Annotated in this window: 20 protein-coding genes and 1 riboswitch; of the genes, 18 read left to right on the top strand and 2 right to left on the bottom strand. The window is 61.2% G+C overall.

Annotated features, from left to right (window positions below; translation table 11 throughout):
• Positions 1-3: 3 nt before the first annotated feature.
• The 5 genes from cobN to cobJ are packed head-to-tail and all read left to right on the top strand — an operon-like array spanning position 4 to position 6,524.
• Complete coding sequence (gene cobN / locus AC2FIP_RS00330) at positions 4-3,297, top strand: cobaltochelatase subunit CobN (protein WP_496784752.1); 3,294 nt, start codon at positions 4-6, stop codon at positions 3,295-3,297.
• On the top strand, positions 3,294-4,421 hold the full coding sequence (locus AC2FIP_RS00325; protein ID WP_496692414.1) for a ferredoxin-like domain-containing protein: 1,128 nt from the start codon (positions 3,294-3,296) through the stop codon (positions 4,419-4,421). Before cobN ends, AC2FIP_RS00325 begins: the two co-directional genes overlap by 4 nt.
• Positions 4,421-5,050, top strand: coding sequence for a precorrin-8X methylmutase (locus AC2FIP_RS00320; protein WP_496749464.1), 630 nt, complete (start codon positions 4,421-4,423; stop codon positions 5,048-5,050). The genes AC2FIP_RS00325 and AC2FIP_RS00320 overlap by 1 nt, the downstream gene beginning before the upstream one ends.
• Positions 5,047-5,775, top strand: coding sequence for a precorrin-2 C(20)-methyltransferase (locus tag AC2FIP_RS00315; RefSeq protein ID WP_496784750.1), 729 nt, complete (start codon positions 5,047-5,049; stop codon positions 5,773-5,775). Before AC2FIP_RS00320 ends, AC2FIP_RS00315 begins: the two co-directional genes overlap by 4 nt.
• On the top strand, positions 5,772-6,524 hold the full coding sequence (gene cobJ, locus AC2FIP_RS00310; protein ID WP_496784748.1) for a precorrin-3B C(17)-methyltransferase: 753 nt from the start codon (positions 5,772-5,774) through the stop codon (positions 6,522-6,524). Before AC2FIP_RS00315 ends, cobJ begins: the two co-directional genes overlap by 4 nt.
• Here the strand turns inward: cobJ and AC2FIP_RS00305 are convergent.
• Entirely contained in the window at positions 6,497-7,246 is a 750-nt protein-coding gene (locus AC2FIP_RS00305; RefSeq protein ID WP_496784746.1) for a cobalt-precorrin-6A reductase, read from the bottom strand. The two genes, cobJ and AC2FIP_RS00305, sit on opposite strands and share 28 nt — an antisense overlap.
• Between AC2FIP_RS00305 and cbiE the strand changes: the two genes are divergently transcribed.
• From cbiE to AC2FIP_RS00260, 9 genes are all read left to right on the top strand, one after another.
• A complete protein-coding gene (cbiE, locus tag AC2FIP_RS00300; protein ID WP_496749460.1) occupies positions 7,245-8,444 on the top strand; it encodes a precorrin-6y C5,15-methyltransferase (decarboxylating) subunit CbiE in 1,200 nt (399 codons plus the stop codon). The genes AC2FIP_RS00305 and cbiE overlap by 2 nt on opposite strands.
• Complete coding sequence (locus AC2FIP_RS00295; RefSeq protein ID WP_496696105.1) at positions 8,441-8,809, top strand: cobalamin biosynthesis protein; 369 nt, start codon at positions 8,441-8,443, stop codon at positions 8,807-8,809. Before cbiE ends, AC2FIP_RS00295 begins: the two co-directional genes overlap by 4 nt.
• The gene (gene cobM / locus AC2FIP_RS00290; RefSeq protein WP_496784744.1) at positions 8,806-9,600 is read left to right on the top strand and encodes a precorrin-4 C(11)-methyltransferase; all 795 of its coding nucleotides are present in this window, start codon (positions 8,806-8,808) and stop codon (positions 9,598-9,600) included. The genes AC2FIP_RS00295 and cobM overlap by 4 nt, the downstream gene beginning before the upstream one ends.
• On the top strand, positions 9,587-10,909 hold the full coding sequence (locus AC2FIP_RS00285; protein ID WP_496784742.1) for a cobyrinic acid a,c-diamide synthase CobB: 1,323 nt from the start codon (positions 9,587-9,589) through the stop codon (positions 10,907-10,909). The genes cobM and AC2FIP_RS00285 overlap by 14 nt, the downstream gene beginning before the upstream one ends.
• Positions 10,906-11,634 (top strand): uroporphyrinogen-III C-methyltransferase, encoded by a 729-nt coding sequence (gene cobA, locus AC2FIP_RS00280; RefSeq protein WP_142632880.1) that lies wholly within the window; start codon positions 10,906-10,908, stop codon positions 11,632-11,634. Before AC2FIP_RS00285 ends, cobA begins: the two co-directional genes overlap by 4 nt.
• Positions 11,627-12,370, top strand: coding sequence for a precorrin-6A synthase (deacetylating) (gene cobF, locus AC2FIP_RS00275; protein WP_496784740.1), 744 nt, complete (start codon positions 11,627-11,629; stop codon positions 12,368-12,370). The genes cobA and cobF overlap by 8 nt, the downstream gene beginning before the upstream one ends.
• Before the next feature lie 43 nt (positions 12,371-12,413).
• Positions 12,414-12,622: riboswitch (cobalamin riboswitch) on the top strand.
• 37 nt (positions 12,623-12,659) lie between these two features.
• A complete protein-coding gene (locus AC2FIP_RS00270) occupies positions 12,660-12,830 on the top strand; it encodes a CbtB domain-containing protein (protein WP_142632876.1) in 171 nt (56 codons plus the stop codon).
• A gap of 4 nt (positions 12,831-12,834) precedes the next feature.
• Complete coding sequence (locus tag AC2FIP_RS00265) at positions 12,835-13,533, top strand: CbtA family protein (protein ID WP_496784738.1); 699 nt, start codon at positions 12,835-12,837, stop codon at positions 13,531-13,533.
• A 66-nt stretch (positions 13,534-13,599) separates the two neighbouring features.
• Positions 13,600-14,094 (top strand): hypothetical protein, encoded by a 495-nt coding sequence (locus AC2FIP_RS00260; RefSeq protein ID WP_496749456.1) that lies wholly within the window; start codon positions 13,600-13,602, stop codon positions 14,092-14,094.
• Here the strand turns inward: AC2FIP_RS00260 and AC2FIP_RS00255 are convergent.
• The gene (locus AC2FIP_RS00255) at positions 14,091-14,417 is read right to left on the bottom strand and encodes a DUF1636 family protein (protein ID WP_496784736.1); all 327 of its coding nucleotides are present in this window, start codon (positions 14,415-14,417) and stop codon (positions 14,091-14,093) included. The two genes, AC2FIP_RS00260 and AC2FIP_RS00255, sit on opposite strands and share 4 nt — an antisense overlap.
• Positions 14,418-14,572: 155 nt before the next feature.
• Here AC2FIP_RS00255 and AC2FIP_RS00250 point away from each other — a divergent pair, with 155 nt between their 5' ends.
• From AC2FIP_RS00250 to AC2FIP_RS00235, 4 genes are all read left to right on the top strand, one after another.
• Positions 14,573-15,031: a DUF302 domain-containing protein gene (locus tag AC2FIP_RS00250; RefSeq protein ID WP_496784734.1), complete on the top strand. Its 459-nt coding sequence runs from the start codon at positions 14,573-14,575 to the stop codon at positions 15,029-15,031.
• A 77-nt stretch (positions 15,032-15,108) separates the two neighbouring features.
• Complete coding sequence (locus tag AC2FIP_RS00245; RefSeq protein WP_496784732.1) at positions 15,109-16,728, top strand: thiamine pyrophosphate-binding protein; 1,620 nt, start codon at positions 15,109-15,111, stop codon at positions 16,726-16,728.
• The gene (locus AC2FIP_RS00240; RefSeq protein ID WP_496784730.1) at positions 16,715-17,899 is read left to right on the top strand and encodes a CaiB/BaiF CoA transferase family protein; all 1,185 of its coding nucleotides are present in this window, start codon (positions 16,715-16,717) and stop codon (positions 17,897-17,899) included. The genes AC2FIP_RS00245 and AC2FIP_RS00240 overlap by 14 nt, the downstream gene beginning before the upstream one ends.
• Positions 17,900-18,080: 181 nt before the next feature.
• On the top strand, positions 18,081-19,451 hold the full coding sequence (locus tag AC2FIP_RS00235) for a tetratricopeptide repeat protein (RefSeq protein ID WP_271947985.1): 1,371 nt from the start codon (positions 18,081-18,083) through the stop codon (positions 19,449-19,451).
• The last annotated feature ends 26 nt before the right edge of the window (positions 19,452-19,477 follow it).

The following is a 19,477-nucleotide window of genomic DNA, read 5'->3' as shown; positions in this document are numbered from 1 at the left end:
GCCATGCACGTCGTCTTCCGCGAAAGCCATGGGTTAGAGGAAACGGAGACCCCAACCGATCTGGGCCAGAACCCGGCGGATCTGGTGGTGCTGTCCTTTTCCGACAGTGACCTTGGCGCTTTCGCGGCAGGCTGGCATCGTGGTGGCGGACCCGAAGGTCGGATGCCGACCCTGCGGCTGGCCAATCTGACAGCGCTGAAACATCCCCTGTCGGTCGATACTTATGTCGAACAAACGCTTGAGGGCGCCAAAGGCATTCTGATCCGCCTGATCGGTGGCGTGCCCTACTGGTCCTACGGGTTGCAGCAGGTTCTGGCACTGGCCCACGCCAAGGGCATGGCCGTTGCTGTGCTGCCTGCGGATGGACGTGAAGATACGCGACTGGATGACTATTCTACCCTGCCCGTTTCAACCCTGCGGCGGCTGGCGCATCTTTGCGACACAGGCGGTGAGGTCGCGGCGCAGGCTGCGCTGGCGCAAATGGCACTGGCCGCGGGGCTTTATTCTGGCCCGGTGATGGGGGCCAAGACGATCCCGGAATGTGGCGTATGGTGCCCGGATCGCGGTGTGATCCCGGCGGATACCGCATTCACCGGTGATGCCAAGCGCATCCTCGTGACCTTCTATCGCGCCTATCTGACCTCGGCAGACACTGCCCCGGTCGCAGCCCTGATCCACCGTCTGCGTGCGCGTGGGTTTCAGGCTGTTGGCCTATTTGCGCCGTCGCTCAAAGCCCCTACCGCCGCTGACTGGCTGCGCGAACAGGTCGTAGCGCTGGCCCCCTCGGCAATCATCAACGCCACCTCCTTTTCGGGCAAAGGCGCTTCGGGAACGTCCCCGCTGGACGCCGCCAATGTGCCGGTATTTCAGGTCGCCCTGTCCACCGCACGCCGCAAGGCCTGGGTCGATGCGGAACGCGGGCTGTCCCCCGCCGACCTCGCAATGCATGTGGTCCTGCCCGAGGTGGATGGCCGCATTTCGGCGGGCATCGCTTCGTTCAAGGAACCGGGCAAGCGCGACCCGTATCTGGAATATTCCCGTTTTGCCCACCGCCCCGAGCCGGAACGGGTTGAGGCGATCATTGATCGGGTGGACGGCTGGCTGCGCCTAAGCGACAAACCCAAGCCAGATCAGGTCCCAGCGTTGGTGCTGTCGACTTATCCCGGCAAGGACTGGCAGATGGCCCATGCGGTTGGCCTTGATGCGCTGGCCTCGGCCGAGGCGATGCTGTCTGATCTGCAGGCCGAAGGCTATGACACCGCACCTGGCGCGCCGATTGCCGAGACGCTTCTGGATGCGCGACTGTCTTGGCCGCTCGCGGCCTATCAGACCGCGCTGGCAGACTTGCCGGAACAGTTGCAAACGGATCTGCAATCCATCTGGGGCAAGCCTGAGGACGACCCGGTTTTTGCCGATGGTGCGTTCCACTTTACCGCCTTGAACCGGGGCAAGACACTGATCGCGCTGCAACCGGAACGCGGCACGCCCGAGCTGCGCGATGACGACTATCACGATCTTTCGCGCACCCCGCGCCACAGCTATGTTGCCTTCTATCTCTGGCTGCGTAAGGGGCATGGCGCGGATGCGCTGATCCATATCGGCGCGCATGGCACGCTGGAGTGGTTGCCTGGTAAATCCGTTGCTCTGTCGGCAAATTGCTGGCCCGAGGCGTTGGTCCGCGATCTGCCGGTGATCTACCCCTTTATCGTGAATGACCCCGGCGAGGCCGCACAGGCCAAGCGCCGGATCGGCGCGGTTACACTGGGCCATATCCCGCCCCCGATGCGCACAAGCGACACACCGGACCGTATGGTGCGGCTGGAATCCCTGCTGGACGAATTCTCGAACGCCGACGGGCTGGACCCCAAACGCCGCGACCGACTACAAGAAGACATACGGGATGAGGCGCAGGCCATTGGTCTGGAAAGCGATCTGGGTCTGAATCAGGCAACCTGTACCGCCGAAGCGATCACCCGTATCGACCGATTTGTCTGCGACATCAAAGAAAGCCAGTTCGGCGACGGCTTGCACGTCTTTGGCCGCGTCCCCGAAGTGACCGGCAATTTTGATGCCACGCCTTCGGCGCATGCGGAACGTCAATCACTTTTGGACGCACTGGCCGGGAAACGGATCGAGGCTGGCCCGTCTGGCTCACCCTATCGCGGGCGCTCGGACGTGCTGCCGACAGGGCGAAATCTTTACACCACCGATCCGCGTTCGGTTCCAACACGCGCGGCCTATACCCAAGGTGTCAAACTGGCCGAGGAACTAGTGCGGCGGCATCTGCAGGAAGAAGGCGATTACCCCAAGGGGCTGATTGTCGACCTCTGGGGCTCGGCCACGATGCGCACTGCGGGTGAAGAATTCGCCATGGCGCTTCACCTGCTGGGTGTGAAACCGGTTTGGGACAAGGGGTCGGAGCGGGTTTCCGGTATCGAGGTGCTGCCAATCACTGATCTCAGCCGTCCACGGCTAGACGTGACCTTGCGTGTCTCGGGCCTGTTCCGCGATGTATTCCCGACGCTTTCTGCGCTGTATGGCCAGGCAGTGCGAGCATTGTGTGAACGGGACGAGGCAGCAGACTGGAACCCATATGCCGGGCAGGCACCCGCCGCCCGTGTCTATGGCCCCGCCCCCGGCAGCTATGGCCTGAACATGACGCAGCTATCCGAAATCTATACGGACGAAGCGCGGGCACAGGCCGGTCAGGCTTGGCTGGATGCCAGTTCCTTTGCGCTTGAGGGCGAGCAAATTGCACGGGATGTCGATGGTATTACCCAACGCGTTGCCCTTGCCGACAGCTTTGTTCACCTTCAGGACCTGACCGAAACCGATCTGCTGTTGGCCAATGACTATGCCACCCATGAGGCCGGTTTTGCCGCCGCCAAGAAAGTCACTGGCGGTACTGCGCAGCTGTACCATCTGGACAATACCAACCCAGACACCCCCCGCGCCCGAACCCTGTCTGAGGAAATCAGCCGCGTTGTCCACGCGCGCGCGGCTAATCCTGACTGGATCGCAGGAATGCAACGGCACGGATTCCGCGGCGCCGCCGAGATCGCGGCAACGCTGGATCATATGGCAAGCTTTGCCCATCTGTCGGGAACCGTTGCACCGCATCTGTTTGACATCTACCACGATGCCACACTGGGTAACGCCGAGGTTGATGCCTTTCTGCAAGAGAAGAACCCACAGGCGCATCAGGCCATGCAGGATCGGTTCCGTGCGCTGCTCGAGGCTGGCCTGTGGAACACGCGCCGAAACTCGATCCGAGCCGATCTGGAGGGGTTGGGATGAGTGCACCGATCGTTCAGGGCTGGTGCCCCGGCGCCCATCGCCCGATGATGTCGGGGGACGGGCTGGTCGTGCGGGTTCGGCCGCGGCTGGCGCGCCTTGAGGCAGCGCAGGTTTTGGGCCTGTGCGACCTGGCCGACCGGTTCGGCAATGGCACCATCGATCTGACCAACCGCGCCAATCTGCAACTGCGCGGTGTGGCCGAGGCCGATCACCAACCTTTGCTAGAAGAACTCGCTGCGCTGAACCTTTTGGATGCGGAACCGGGTATCGAGGTGCGGCGCAATATTCTGGTGACGCCGCTCTACCAATCCGGCGATCTTACCGCACGACTGACGCAGGAACTGACCGACCGGTTGGGTGAATTGCCGTCGCTACCAGCCAAGTTTGGGTTTGCCATCGACACCGGACCAAATCGCCTGTTGGTCGGGGATTCCGCGGATATCCGGCTGGAGACAGGCCCCGAGGGGCTGATCCTACGCGCTGATGGGGCCGAAACAGGGCGTCGCGTGACCGAACAAATCGCCATCGACCACCTGATCGCGCTGGCCGAATGGTTCGCGGGTCACCACACTCCCGAGGCCCGGCGCATGGCCCGCGTGGTTGCGTCACAGGATTTGCCGTCAGAATGCCAAGGCAGCGCACCGGGTGATGTTGGCGTTCTGCCTGAGCCGGGCATCGTGGAACTGGGTGCGCTTTACGGAGCCGCGTTCGGTCAGTTGCCAGCGCGCGGGCTTGCGGGGCTGATTGAGACCTGCGGTGCCTCTGCGCTGCGGGTCACCCCTTGGCGGCTGTTCCTGATGGAAGGCGGGGCGGCGATACCCGCCCGAGCGTTCGTCACCGATGGCACCGACCCGCTGATGACCACTGACGCCTGCCCCGGCGCCCCGCTCTGCCCGCAGGCGCAGGTGGAGACCCGCGATATCGCCCGCGCGCTTGCCTCGCGTATTCCCGGCCACTTGCATGTCTCGGGCTGTGCCAAAGGATGCGCGCGCATGGGACCAGCTGATGTCACCCTGGTCGGCCACGATGGTCGATTTGATCTTGTCAAACAAGGCCGCGCGGGAGATGAGCCAAACCTGCGCGGGTTAAGCCCCGAAACACTTATGACCATGGACTTCACCTGATGCCCTATGAATACGAAACCGACGGCGCCGCGATCTACAAACAAAGCTTTGCCACCATCCGGTCCGAGGCCGATCTGGCACGGTTCGACGCCGATGAGGAACAGGTCGCCGTCCGGATGATCCACGCGGCAGGTATGGTGGGGCTGGAAGAGTTCGTGCATTTCTCACCCGGTTTTGTGACCTCGGCCCGTGCCGCGTTGGAAGACGGCGCACCGATCCTGTGCGACGCCCGCATGGTCAGCGAGGGTGTGACCCGGTTCCGCCTGCCCGCCGATAACGAGGTGATCTGCACCCTGCACGACGAACGTGTGCGTCCGCTGGCTGCCGAGATGAGCAACACCCGGTCCGCCGCTGCGCTGGAGTTGTGGCGCCCGCATCTGCAAGGTGCCGTGGTGGCCATCGGTAATGCGCCCACCGCCCTGTTCCACCTGCTGAACATGCTGGAAGACCCCGACTGCCCGCGCCCTGCGGCCATCATCGGCTGCCCGGTGGGCTTTGTCGGTGCGGTCGAATCTAAAGACGCTCTGTGGGAGGCGCAGCCTGTGCCTTCCTGCATCGTCAAGGGTCGCCTTGGTGGCAGCGCCATCACGGTCGCCGCGGTCAACGCCATCGCGAGCCGCGCCGAATGAACGCGGGCAAGATATACGGTGTCGGCCTCGGCCCCGGCGATCCGGACCTGATGAGCGTCAGGGCCGACCGCCTACTACGCACTGCCCGCCACGTGGCCTTTTTCCGCAAACCGGGTCGCAGTGGTCAGGCCCGCAAGATCGTCAATGGCATGATCCCAGAAGGCGCGGTGGAATTCCCGATGGAATACCCCGTGACCACAGAAATTCCATTGAGTGATCCGCGGTACAATGAGCTGCTCTCGGCGTTTTATGAAGATTGTGCCGCGCATCTGAAGACACTGTCGGATCAGGGCGAAGACGTGGTGGTCCTGTGCGAGGGTGATCCGTTCTTCTACGGATCATTCATGCATCTTTACAATCGATTACGCGGCGAATCTGAAGTTGAAGTCGTGCCTGCGATCACCGGTATGTCCGGCGCGTGGACCGCAACCGGCGACCCCATCACCTGGGGAGACGACGTATTGACCGTTCTGGTCGGCACATTGCCCGAGGATGATCTTGCACATCGGATGGCGCAAACCGACGCGCTGGTGGTGATGAAGATCGGGCGCAATATCGACAAAGTGAAGCGGGCCTTGAAGACGGCCGGTTTGTATGACCGTGCTTGGATCGTGGAATACGCTCAGATGCCTAATCAACGCGTGTGCAAATTGTCGGAAAATTACGAGGGGATCACCCCGTATTTCTCGATCATCATCGTTCACGGACAAGGGCGGCGGCCATGAGCGGCTGGGTCAAGATTGCAGGACTCGGGCCAGGAAACGAGGCTCTGGTGACGCCCGAAGTGACCGCTGCGCTGGCTGAGGCGACGGATGTCGTCGGCTACATTCCTTACGTCGCGCGCATCGCCGAACGCCCCGGCCTGACGCTGCATGCCAGCGACAACCGGGTTGAGATCGACCGTTCGCAGCATGCGTTGCAAATGGCGGCCGAAGGTAAGCGCGTAGTGGTCGTATCCTCGGGCGATCCGGGCGTATTTGCCATGGCAGCAGCGGTGTTCGAAGCGCTGGAAAACGGCCCCCGTGAATGGCGCGACCTACCGGTTGAGGTGCTGCCCGGGATCACCGCGATGCTTGCGGCCTCCGCCCGCGCTGGTGCCCCGCTTGGGCATGATTTCTGCACCATCAACCTGAGTGACAACCTCAAACCTTGGCCTCTGATTGAGAAGCGCCTGCGTCTGGCCGCGCAAGCGGATTTCGCGATGGCGTTTTACAACCCCCGCTCGAAATCCCGCCCCGAAGGCTTTGTCAAAACGCTGGAAATCCTGCGCGAAGAATGTGAACCCGAGCGGCTGATCCTGTTCGCCCGCGCTGTCAGCCGGGCGGATGAGGTAATCCGGATTTCAACCTTGGTCGAGGCCACGCCTGATATGGCCGATATGCAGACCGTTGTCATCGTCGGCTCATCGCTGACCCGCGTGATAGAACGCGCCGGTGACCCGATCGTCTATACGCCGAGGTTCACCCCGGAATGAGCCAGCCAGTCCAGAACCTGCGGAACGCTCGACAGTTCCAGCCGCTGCGGCAGGGCTGGACGGTCGATCATCAACACCGGTATGTCCAGAGCCCGCGCGGCGTCCAGCTTGGCGCGCGCGCCGGCGCCGCCCGCGTTCTTGGATACCACCAGCTGCGTGCCGTGGCGCTGCATCAACGCCCGGTCATCAGCCTCGGCAAAGGGTCCGCGCGCCACGACAACCTCGCAATTCGGCAAGGGCAGGACATCGGGTTCATCCACCAGCCGCAACAGGTAATGGTGCTGGGGCTGGCTGACGAAATCTTCGAGATGCATGCGCCCGACCGCAAGAAACACGCGCTGCGGATTACCGGACAAAGCGGCCACCGCTGCGGCGATATCCGGGACGCGCAGCCAGGTGTCACCGGGCTGCGGTGCCCATTCGGGCCGTGTCAGCGCAACAAGTGGAATCTGCGCCGCATGGCAGGCCTCAATCGCGTTACGGCTCATCCCGGCGGCAAAAGGGTGGGTCGCGTCGATCACGTGGCTTATGCTGTGGTCATGGATATATTTCACCAGCCCTTCGGCCCCACCGAACCCGCCAACACGTACCGGCAGAGGTTGCGGGCGCGGATTGTCGACACGCCCGGCATAGGTATAGGTCGCGGGAATACCCAGATCCGCGATGGCTTTTGCCAGCGCGTTGGCCTCGGTCGTGCCGCCCAATATCAGGAGGTTGGACATGTCTGAAGCTCCGTGGCTGACCGTTTTGGGTTTGGGCGAAGATGGACTGGATGGCTTGCCCCCCGCAAGCCGTCAAGTGCTGGAACGCGCCGAAATCATCATGGGGCCACCGCGACACCTGTCCTTGGTTCCCGATTTCGGGGCCCAGCAGGTGGAATGGCCCGTGCCCTTTGCCGATGGGCTGCCGATCCTGACCGGTTTTCGCGGGCGATCAACCGTGGTTCTGGCCTCGGGCGATCCGTTCTGGTTCGGTGCCGGATCCGTGATCGCACGGAATTTCGAGGCCGGGGAATGGACCGCCCTGCCCGGCCAATCGACGTTTTCGCTGGCCGCTGCGCGGTTGGGCTGGCCGCTGGAAAGCACGCAGACATTTGGTCTGCACGCGGCCCCGCTGACCCGGCTGCGCCCGCATCTGGCCCCCGGCCTGCGCGCGATTCTGCTGCTGCGCGATGGTAAGGCCGTGACGGAACTTGCCACCTATCTGACTGACACCGGCTTTGCCGACACACACCTACATGTGATGGAGGCCCTGGGTGGCCCGCGCGAACGGGCGCGCAGTGTCTCGCTGACTGAGGCGCTGTTGGGTGGGTTCGATCACCCGGTCTGCGTCGGGCTCGAGGTTGCTGGCGGCGGGCAGGCCTTTCCGCGCGCCTCTGGCAAACCGGATGAGATTTTTGAGACCGACGGCCAGATCACCAAACGCCCTATCCGTGCGCTGACCCTTTCGGCGCTGGCCCCGCAGCGGGACGAGCATCTGTGGGACATTGGCGGCGGCACCGGGTCAATCAGCATCGAATGGCTAATGTGTGATCCAACGCTCAGCGCCACGACGGTCGAACCCCGCGAAGACCGCGCCGAGCGTATTCGCCGCAATGCCGACGCTTTGGGTCAGGACCGGCTGCAGGTGGTGCATGGCACCGCCCCGGATGCGCTGGACGGCCTGCCCCTGCCCGATGTGGTTTTCATTGGCGGCGGGCTGAGCAGTGAGCTGCTGCAATGGCTGCATACAACCCTGCCCTCCGGCACGCGGCTGGTGGCCAACGCGGTGACTTTGGAAAGCGAAGCTCTACTAGCGCAGTGGCAGGATAGGCTGGGCGGTGAGCTGCTACGGGTCGAACTGGCACAGGCTTCAGCCCTGGGGCCGCGGCGCGGTTGGAAATCGGCCTATCCGGTGGTGCAATGGAGCGTCACGCTATGATCGTCGCAGGCATCGGTTTTTCCTCGGCCGCTACGCTGAACAGCCTGCGCGCCGCCTATGATCAGGCGAGTGCCGGTCACGCTGTGGACGCGCTTGCCACGGTAGCCGACAAGGAAGGCCACGCCGCACTAACAGATTTTGCCTCGGCCATTGCCCTGCCCTTGCATTTCATTCCCCCCGCCGATCTGGCCGGGCAGCGCACCCTCACCTGCTCGACCCGCAGCCGCGCCACCTATGGCACCGGCAGCGTCGCCGAAGCATCCGCCCTTGCCGCCGCCGGAACTGGTGCGCGGCTGATCTCACCCCGACAGATTTCAGACGACCGGCTGGCCACCTGCGCCATCGCCATCGGAGGACAGACATGACCGTTCATTTCATTGGCGCCGGACCGGGCGCCGCCGACCTGCTGACCCTGCGGGGGCGCGATATCATCGCCGCTTGCCCGGTCTGCCTGTATGCGGGTTCGCTGGTGCCAGAGGAAATTCTGGGCCATTGCCCCGACGACGCCAAGATCGTGAACACGGCGGCGATGGATCTGGATCAAATCATGGCCGAGATCGAGACCGCACATCAGGCCGGTCTGGATGTTGCGCGACTGCATTCCGGCGACCTGTCGGTCTGGTCCGCGATGGGCGAGCAGATCCGCCGCCTGAAAGAGCTGGGCATCCCGGTCAGCGTGACCCCCGGCGTGCCGTCTTTTGCCGCTGCGGCCGCATCACTGGGCACGGAACTGACCCTGCCCGGACTTGCGCAATCAGTGGTCCTGACCCGGACACCGGGACGCGCATCGTCGATGCCCGAGGGCGAGACGTTGGCGAATTTTGCCCGTACCGGGGCGACGCTGGCCATCCACCTGTCGATCGGCAATCTGGACACTGTGATCGCCGATCTGACCCCGGCCTATGGCGCCGAATGCCCGGTGGCCGTGGTCTATCGTGCCAGCTGGCCCGACGAGCGGATCATCCGTGCGACGCTGGCGACGCTGAAAGACGCGCTGGACGAGAGCATCTCACGCACAGCGCTGATCATGGTGGGTCCAGCACTCGCTGGTGAAGGGTTTGACGAAAGCTGCCTGTATTCAAAGGATTACGACCGCCGGTATCGCCCGCAAAGCGCGGACAGCCCTTGGTCAAGCTGGAGCCATGGTGATGACTAACCCTCCGGGTATTCTGATTTCGGCACCGTCTTCGGGGACTGGCAAGACCACCGTGATGCTGGGCCTGCTGCGTGCGCTGGCCGAGGATGGCCTGACCGTTCAACCTTTCAAAAGCGGCCCTGACTATATCGACCCGGCCTTTCATCGGGCGGCGGCTGGGCGCGCCTCGTTCAATCTGGACAGCTGGGCGATGGGCGATCCTCTGCTGAACGCAATATCGGCACAGGCTGACGGCGCGGATATCGTCGTAGCCGAAGGATCGATGGGTTTGTTCGACGGTGTCGCCAAACCCGGTGAGATTGGCCATGGATCTAGCGCGGAAACCGCACAGCGTATGGGCTGGCCTGTGGTGTTGGTTCTGGATGTCGGCGGTCAGGCGCAATCAGCTGCAGCCACGGCGCTGGGGTTTCGGATGTACAATCTCGACCTGCCCTTTGCCGGGGTAATTTTGAACCGCTGCGCCAGCCCGCGCCACGAGCGTCTGACCCGGTTGGGTATGGAACGTGCAGGCCTGCCGGTTCTGGGCGTTCTGCCACGACGCGGAGACCTGACACTTCCCGAGCGGCACTTAGGTTTGATCCAGGCAGTGGAACATCCCGATCTGGAAAGCGCCATTGTCGGCTATGCTGCGTTCCTGCGTGAACATGTCGATCTGGAGGCGATCAAGCGGGCGGCTTCCTCAAGCCCAAATAGGCCATCGTCAGCCGTGCTGCCCCGCCCTCCGGCGCAGCGGATCGCACTGGCCCGGGATGCTGCGTTTTCGTTCACCTATCCGCATTTGCTGGAAGGCTGGCGCACGGCGGGTGCAGAAATCCTACCGTTTTCACCACTGGCGAATGAAGCCCCTGCCCCGGATGCCGATCTGGTCTGGCTGCCGGGTGGGTATCCCGAGTTGCACGCAGGCACATTGGCCGCCGCCAACACCTTCCAGACTGGGCTGCGCAAACATGCCGAGACAAGACCTGTGCATGGCGAATGCGGGGGCTACATGGCGCTGGGCCAGGCGTTGATCGACAAAGAGGGTGCCCGGCACGAAATGGCGGGCCTTCTGGGCCTTGTGACCTCCTATGAAAAGCGCAAGTTCAACTTGGGTTATCGCAAGGCGGAATTACTGGCCCCAATGGCCGGATTTGCCGAAGGCACAGCGCTACGCGGGCATGAGTTCCACTATTCCTCGATCATCGAACAGCCTGACGCCCCGCTCGCGCGCGTGTTCGACGCCGAAGGCGCGGAAGGCCCGCAAACCGGATCGGTGCGAGACAATGTCACCGGGACATTCTTTCATCTGATCGCCGAGGCCTCGGCATGAGTGGTTTTGTGTCCTTCATCGGTTCAGGCCCCGGCGACCCGGAATTGCTGACGCTGAAGGCGGTAGACAGGATGCAGAAAGCTGATGCGGTGCTGTTTGACGACCTCAGCAGCGGCCCGATCCTGAGCCACGCGCGTGAGGATGCCGATCTGGTTGGTGTCGGCAAACGCGCCGGGCGCCCCTCGCCCAAGCAGGATCACGTCAGCCGCTTGTTGGTCGAATATGCACAAACCGGTCAGCATGTTGTGCGGTTGAAATCCGGTGATGGCGGGATGTTCGGCCGGCTTGAAGAAGAACTGGTGGCCCTGCAAGAGGCCGGGATCGACTATGAAATCATCCCCGGCATCCCCTCGGCGGTAGCGGCGGCGGCAGCGGCGGGCATTCCGCTGACCCGGCGACTGACCGCGCGGCGTGTCCAGTTCGTCACCGGCCACGATGTCAGCGGCAAACTGCCCGAAGATCTGAACCTGGCAGCACTGGCTGATCCACAGGCTACGACCGTCGTGTTTATGGGCAAGCGCACCTTTCCCCTTTTGGTTGGCGCCCTGCATTCCCACGGCCTGCCGTTGGACACGCCTGCATTAATGGCCGAATCCGTCTCGACCCCCGAACAAAAGCTGCAACGCTCGACCATCGGTGCCTTGTCGCAGCAGTTGGAAACCGAGATCGGCACCGCCCCGGCCCTGATCCTGTATGGACCTCTGGCAGAGTTCGAAAATGATTGACCTGACGCTGATCGGTATTGGCACCGGCAACCCGGATCATGTGACATTTCAAGGGGCGCAGGCGATCCGTTCGGCGAACCTGATCCTGATCCCCCGCAAGGGCGAAAACAAGGCCGATCTGGCAGGGCTGCGCGAGCAGATCATCGCTCAGGTCGCGGATACCCCTCCGCAAATCGCGTATTTCGACATTCCCAAACGCCGTGCCGATGATGGCTATTTACGCGGAGTGGACGAATGGCACGACGCGATTGCATTGCGCTGGCACGAAGCCATCGCAGCCCACCCGAAGGCCCGCCATGTGGCGCTGCTGATCTGGGGGGATCCGTCGCTGTATGACAGTTCGCTGCGAATCGCGGCACGTTTGACCCCTCAGCCAGAAACACGGGTGATTCCCGGCATAACCGCGCTGCAAGCGCTGACGGCGGCCCATGCGATTCCGATCAACGAACTGGGCGCGCCCTATATCGTAACAACTGGTCGTCGCATCCGGGACGAAGGATGGCCGGAAACCGCAGAAAACGTGGCGGTGATGCTGGATGGCGAATGTTCCTTCCAAAACCTGGACATGGAAGACTTGGACATTTGGTGGGGCGCATATGTCGGCATGAAAGAGGAAATCCTGATCAAAGGCCCTTTGGCCGAGGTTGCGCAGCAGATTCTGGACCGTCGCGCCCATGCCCGTGCCGACCATGGTTGGATCATGGATATTTATTTGCTGAAAAAGCGCATAATCTGACACAATACGTCGCAAATGATGATTGCACCGCCACAGCTATAGCGGCTAAATGGGGGTGTCTGGTCCTGCCGGAGAAATCCGGATGCTAAGAGGGAATTTGGTGCGACTGCCTCGGTGGTCAACTCCAAAGCCGCCCCCGCGACTGTAAGCGGAGAGCCCCTGTTCAACCAGCCACTCCCGGTTCTCCGGGGGGAAGGCGAACAGAGGCATCGACCCGCAAGCCAGGAGACCTGCCAGGCGCAAAAACGAAACACCGGCCGTCGGGTGCGGCGGCAGAGGAGAATACAAAATGGCAACACAAACGAAAACAGCATCCGCCGCGCGTACAGGCTTTGTTCCGGTCATGTTTGCAGTGGTTCTGGGTCTGGGCCTCATCACGCTGACCGGTCACGTTCAGGCAGCGGCCCTGCATGATGCAGCGCATGACGTGCGTCACGCGACCGGCTTCCCCTGCCACTAAGACCGTGTTCAGTCGTATATTGACCAGCGCGTTGTTCGCTGGTGCTGCAGCGGGGCTGATTGCCGCCTTGCTGCAGTTGGTATTTGTGCAACCAGTATTGTTGCATGCCGAGCTTTATGAATCCGGAGAGCTGGTGCATTTCGGGGCCGAGACCGTATCGGCTCATCCCGAACTGCCGCGCATGTTCTCTGAACTGACGCGTGATGCGCTGAGTGTCATCTTTACCATGCTGACCTATACCGGCTATGCGTTGGTGATGGTTGCGCTGATGTCGGTAGCCGAAGGTCAAGGACATCAGATTGATGGCCGGACCGGCGTCCTTTGGGGGTTGGCCGGATTTATCGCCTTCCACCTTGCACCAGGTTTCACCCTGGCGCCCGAAGTGCCGGGTGTCGCGGCAGCCGATGTCTATGCACGTCAGGTCTGGTGGTTCGCAACAGTTGCAGCAGCCCTTGTCGCCATGTGGTTGATCGCCTTTGGAGGTAACCTGATCAGCTATGTGATCGCCGCGGTACTTCTGTTGGTGCCACATCTTATTGGTGCACCCGAGCCCGATGTTTTCACCGGCCCTGTGCCGACTGAAATTGGCGCGTTGTTCGCGGCACGAGCTTTTGGAATCGGTCTGGTTGCATGGGTTCTGGTTGGCTCGTTCGCTGGCTATTTCTGGCAGAAAGAAGCGCAACCTTCCGAAGCAACGGCCTGATCGCACTTCGATTGAACGCGCCGGGTGTAAACTTGGCGCGTTTCCCTATGTTTTCAAGGAAATACAATGACCCGTTCACTTGCTCTATTCGTGATCGGTCTGGTCTTTGGCGGCGGTGCAGGATTTGTAATCGCTGCTGCAAATGGCGTCACATTTGATGGCCACGACCATTCTGATCCGTCTCTTCACGGAGCCTCACACACTGAGACCATGGCCCACGATCATTCCACGGCCCTGAACCTACCGGCAGGCGCAGATGCACCTACACTGGACATCGCTCTGACACAGGATCCTATGTCTGGCTGGAACCTGCATGTCATGCCAAAAAACTTTACCTTCGCACCGCAGAACGCATCTACCGCTGACATGGCAGGCGAAGGGCACGCGCATGTTTACATCAACGGAGAAAAGCTCGCCCGGCTTTACGGCAGTTGGATGCATATTGATCAGTTGCCCAAAGGCGAGGTCGAGGTTTCGGTTTCGCTGAATTCCAACAGCCATAGCCCGCTTTCGGTCGATAACGTGCCGGTTCGTGCTGCGGTTACGGTTCAGGTCGACTAAAGCGCCGGAATACGCGCACGCAAACACATCCGAAGCCGCCCGCAGGGTCGGGCGTCTTCGATCCAGCCCTGTGGGCTGTTCAGGTAAGTACGGCAAGTTTCAGCGATATCCGCGGCATCCGCCACCACATCGACACCCGAAAACACATAAGATGCGCGCCCCTGCGCCTGTATAGCCAGCGCCGTGGGTTCCGCGCAGCCGCTGAAACAGGCGTGTTCGCTCACTTCGACCTGATCCGTCAATCCAGCCCTTTTCAGTGCGTCCTGCACAGCCTGTACCTCGGCCGCCCGATCGCGTGCGGTGCCACAGGTTTTGCAGATCATCAGGCGCATCCGATCCAGACCTTCCCCTTCGTCCTGCGCCCGTTTCTGCGGCTTTAAGCGGCGCGGCGCAATCCCGAATGCGCACAAGATTGTGAGTGCGACGCCCCCGCATTTCTGGCAGGATTCCTGCAGACACTTTAAAAGGAGGCCTCTGGATGAAACTGCTTTGGACTGTCTTCGCCCTGCTGGCCCTGCCCGCCTGGGCCGAGGAATCGCTCTCGGGATGGGCCGTGTATCCAACGGGCAAGAACTATGATGAATTGGTCTCGGACACCAAATCGGCGGTTAGAGCAAACGGTCTGATCGTGGTCACGCAGGCCGGCCCCACCAAAGCCGCCGCCGCGCGGGGAATTACAATCCCAGGCAATCTGGTGATCGGCGCCTTCAACAATGACTATGCGGTGCGCGTGCTGGAAACCTCGGTGCGCGCAATGATCGAAGCACCGATCCGGTTTTACGTGACCGAAAACGAAGACGGCACCGCCACCCTGTCCTATAAAACGCCCAGCTTTGTATTCGCGCCCTATATCTATGAGGGCGGAGACCCCCTGAGGGACATTGCCCAGGAATTGGATGACACCTTTCAGATCGTGGCCGAAGCCGCTGTCAAATAGTCACACTGGCGTGATGCGCCTTGCGTCCGGGTCTGTCCTCCGCAATCTGCGTTGAAACAGTTTTCGGAGCTTTACTGATGCAGGACTCGTCGCCCCGCGCTGCGGACATTCTGGCCCAACGGCTTTATGAGGCTGGCTGCCGTCACGCTTTTGGCATGCCAGGTGGCGAGGTGCTGACCCTAGTGGATGCGTTGGAAAAGGCGGGGATAACCTTTCACCTGACCAAACACGAGAACGCGGCCGGCTTTATGGCCGAGGCGGTGCATCACCGCGACGGCGCCCCGGCCATTCTGGTGGCCACGCTCGGTCCAGGCGCGATGAACGGGATCAATGTGGTCGCCAATGCGTTGCAGGACCGGGTGCCAATGATCGTGCTGACCGGCTGTGTCGACGCAGATGAGGCGCTGACATACACCCATCAGGTCATGGATCACGCACGGGTCTATCGCTCGATCACCAAAGGGACGTTCATGCTGACCGCCAAAGGCGCGGATATTATCGCAGACAAAGCGGTGTCGCTGGCCAATCAGCCGCGCCCAGGACCGGTGCATATCGACGTGCCGATTTCGGTTGCGGATGCGCCTGTGACCGATGTCAAACGCCGCCGTCTTGTCAAACCTGCCGCCGTCGCGCCCGAGGGGGATTGCGTTGAAAAAGCCCGCCGCTGGGTGGCACAGGCCGAACGGCCCATCGCGATTATCGGCCTGGATGTTCTGTATGACGACTCGCGCAAGTTGGTGCAGGCGTTCCTTGAACATTTTGGCATTCCTTTTGTGACAACCTACAAGGCCAAGGGCGTGGTTCCCGAGGATCATCCACTGTGCCTTGGCGGCGCGGGCCTGTCGCCGCTGGCTGACACCCATCTGGTGCCGCTGGTTGAACAGGCCGATCTGGTGTTGTGTCTGGGCTATGACCCGATCGAAATGCGCCCAGGCTGGCGCGAGATATGGGACCCCGAAGAAAAGCGCGTCATCGACATTTCGGCGGTTCCGAACGATCACTACATGCATCAGGCCGGGTTGAACCTGGTGGCTGATACCGGCGCGACCCTCGAGGCCATTGCAAAGGGCAACCCTGCCCGCGCCACCTGGCCCGGCGGCGAACCCGAACAGGTTCGGGCCGCCCTGGCGCGAGCCTTCCCTACTGATGACGTATGGGGCCCCGCCGCGGTAATTGCGGAAACCCGCGCGGTTCTTCCTGCCGAGACATTGGCCACCGCTGACAGCGGCGCACATCGCATCCTTCTCAGCCAGATGTGGGGATGTTCCGAAGAACGCGGGCTGATCCAATCTTCGGCGCTCTGCACCATGGGCTGCGCTCTGCCAATGGCCATCGGGCTGAAGCTGGCCGAACCCACGCGTCCGGTCATCAGCTTTTCCGGTGATGCCGGGTTCCTGATGGTCGCCGGAGAACTGTCGACCGTTGCCGAGATGGGTGGTAACCCGATTTTCCTGGTGTTCGTCGACGCCAGCCTTGCCCTGATCGAATTGAAACAGCGTCAGCGGCAAATGGGGAACGTAGGCGTCGATTTCGACCGCCACGACTTTGCAGCTATGGGCCGGGCCTTCGGCGGGAATGGTCACACGGTGCGCACCCGCGCCGAACTGAGGGATGCTCTGGAAGCGGCAACCAAGTCTGATAGGTTCACCGTAATCGCTGCTGAGATTGATCGCGGAGGATATGATGGCCGGATCTGAAGGACCGCTGAAGGGCGTCAAGGTTTTGGACCTGTCCCGCATTCTGGCCGGACCGACCTGCACACAGTTGCTGGGCGATTTGGGTGCCAGCGTTATCAAGATCGAAAACCCTGCCACTAAAGGGGACGACACGCGCCAGTGGGGCCCACCCTATGTCGCTGATGCCGACGGGGTTCCATCGGATCTTAGTGCCTATTTCATGTCAGCCAACCGCAACAAGAAATCGGTCGCCATCGACATCACCACACCCGAAGGTCAGGCGGAAATTCGGCGGCTGGCCTCGTTTGCGGACATCCTGATCGAGAATTTCAAACCCGGCGGGCTTGCGAAATACGGGCTGGATTACAAATCGCTCTCGCAGGAATTCCCTAGCCTCGTCTATTGTTCGATCTCAGGCTATGGGCAGGATGGGCCTAACGCATCAAAGCCCGGATATGATCTGATGGCGCAGGGCTATGGCGGTGTCATGTCTCTGACCGGCGATCCCCAAGGGGCGCCGATGAAAGTTGGAGTTGGTATCGCTGATGTCATGTGCGGTATGTATGCCTGCGTTGGCATTCTGGCAGCATTGCGCCACCGGGACCAGACCGGAGAGGGACAGCAAATTGATCTGGCTCTGGTCGATTCCCAGATTGCGTGGCTGATCAATGAAGGCGTGAATTATCTGACTTCCGGCAATGTGCCACAACGCCGTGGGAATGGTCATCCAAATATTGTTCCATATGACGTTTATGAAACCGCCGATGGCCATGTGATCCTTGCTGTAGGTAATGACAGTCAGTTCCGCCGGTTCTGCGAATTCATCGACCAACCTGATCTGGCGGATGACGTCCGCTTTGCGACGAATCCGGCGCGGCTGGAAAACCGGGATGCGTTGAACGCCCTATTGCGCTCTGCGGTTCAGTCATATGACACCACAACCGTCATCGCAGAACTGGAGGCACGCAAAGTACCAGTTGGGCCGGTCCAGACCCTGGATCAGGTTTTTGACACCGAGCAGGTCGCGGCGCGGCAAATGCAGATCGCGATGCAGGCCGCCCCGGCCGAGGTAAAACTGATCGGAAACCCGCTGAAATTGTCGCGGACACCGGTTACCTATCGGACGGCTCCGCCACAGTTCGGAGCGGACACTGCAGCAGTCTTGAACGCTAAGAACCCATTTGAAGATTGAAACACAATGCCTTACTAGGCGGCATATTGCTGAAACATGCCGTTGAATCGGCGGATTTTTTCACGTTTTCCACACACAGCTTTTCACCAATTCGAGAGCAGGGCCGATACTGATACGACCCCGCCTGACTCTCTGCTAAATCGAATAAAGTAATAAATCGCAAATGGATTGGATCCCGCGCATGAAACAAGATGTTTTCGGACAGATGAACACTCTTTGCCATTCGGCCAGTGTCGAGGCGTGGAATGGTGTTCTGCTTGGTTTCATGGCGCATTCAGCTGTCACACCCCAGCATCTGGGCAAAGTGCTAGAGCTTGAGCCCGATTTCGCGCTTGGTCACGCCATCAAAGGTCTGTTCCTGGTCCTGCTGGGCCGGCGCGAGATGATGCCAGTTGCAGCGGAAGCGTTGAATGCTGCCAACACCGCTATGGATCGCCAACCGGTAACTGAGCGCGAGCGGCTTTATGTCGACGCGTTGGCCCTTTACCTGTCCGACCTGCCCTCACATGCAATCCAGAAGTTCGAAGAAATTCTGCGCCTCCACCCACAAGACTCGCTCGCGATGAAACTCAGCCACGCAACACGGTTTGTCTTGGGAGATGCCGCTGGTATGCGACGGTCGATCGAACGTGTCCTGCCCGCTTATGAACCCGACCACGCCGGTCGCGGATATCTTCTGGGGTGCCATTCCTTCGCGCTTGAGGAAACCGGGGCCTATGAAAAAGCCGAAATCGCCGGACGTCAGGCCCTGTGGATGGTGTCGGATGATGCCTGGGGCCTGCACGCAGTGGCCCATGTGCACGAGATGACCGGCAATGCGCAGCAAGGTCTTGATTGGCTGGCCGGACGCGAGGATGCCTGGGCGCATTGCAACAACTTCCGCTATCATGTCTGGTGGCACAAGGCGCTGATGCATCTGGACCTGGGCCAGGTCGATCAGGTTATGGAACTGTATGACCAGTATGTCCGGCAGGACAAAACCGACGATTACCGTGACATATCGAATGCCACGTCGCTTTTGTCCCGGCTCGAGCTTGAGGGCGTCAAAGTTGGAAACCGCTGGGAGGAACTGGCCGACCTCAGCGCCGCCCGGACCGAAGATGGCTGCCTGATCTTCGCCGATCTTCACTATCTGCTGGCCCTGACCGGCGACAACCGGACCGAAGCGACCGGCAAAATGCTGCAACGCATCCAGAAAGATGCCCAGCGCAATCAGGGCGACACTCCGATCCGGATGTCGGATCCCGGTATTGCCGCAGCCAAAGGGCTTGAGGCTTTTGGCGACGGCCTTTACGGCGAAGCATTTGATTTCCTGTCGAATGCACGGGACGGAATGCAACTGGCCGGTGGTAGCCACGCCCAACGTGATGTATTCGAGCGCATCACTATTGATTCCGGCCTGCGTGCCGGCCGTTTGGATGCTGTCGAGCGCATTCTAGACGACCGCCGTGCCAAGCGGGCCGGGGGTGAGGACAATTATGCTATGGCGCGCCGCGCATTGATCGACGCGGCTCGCGATAACCAAGACGCACAAAGCGTTCCGGCAGAATAACAAAACAAAAAGACTGAAGAAGGACA

Source organism: Ruegeria sp. CDSB114, from assembly GCF_059611025.1.
The sequence above is the reverse complement of the archived record's forward strand: the minus strand, read 5'-3'. Positions and strand labels throughout refer to the sequence as shown.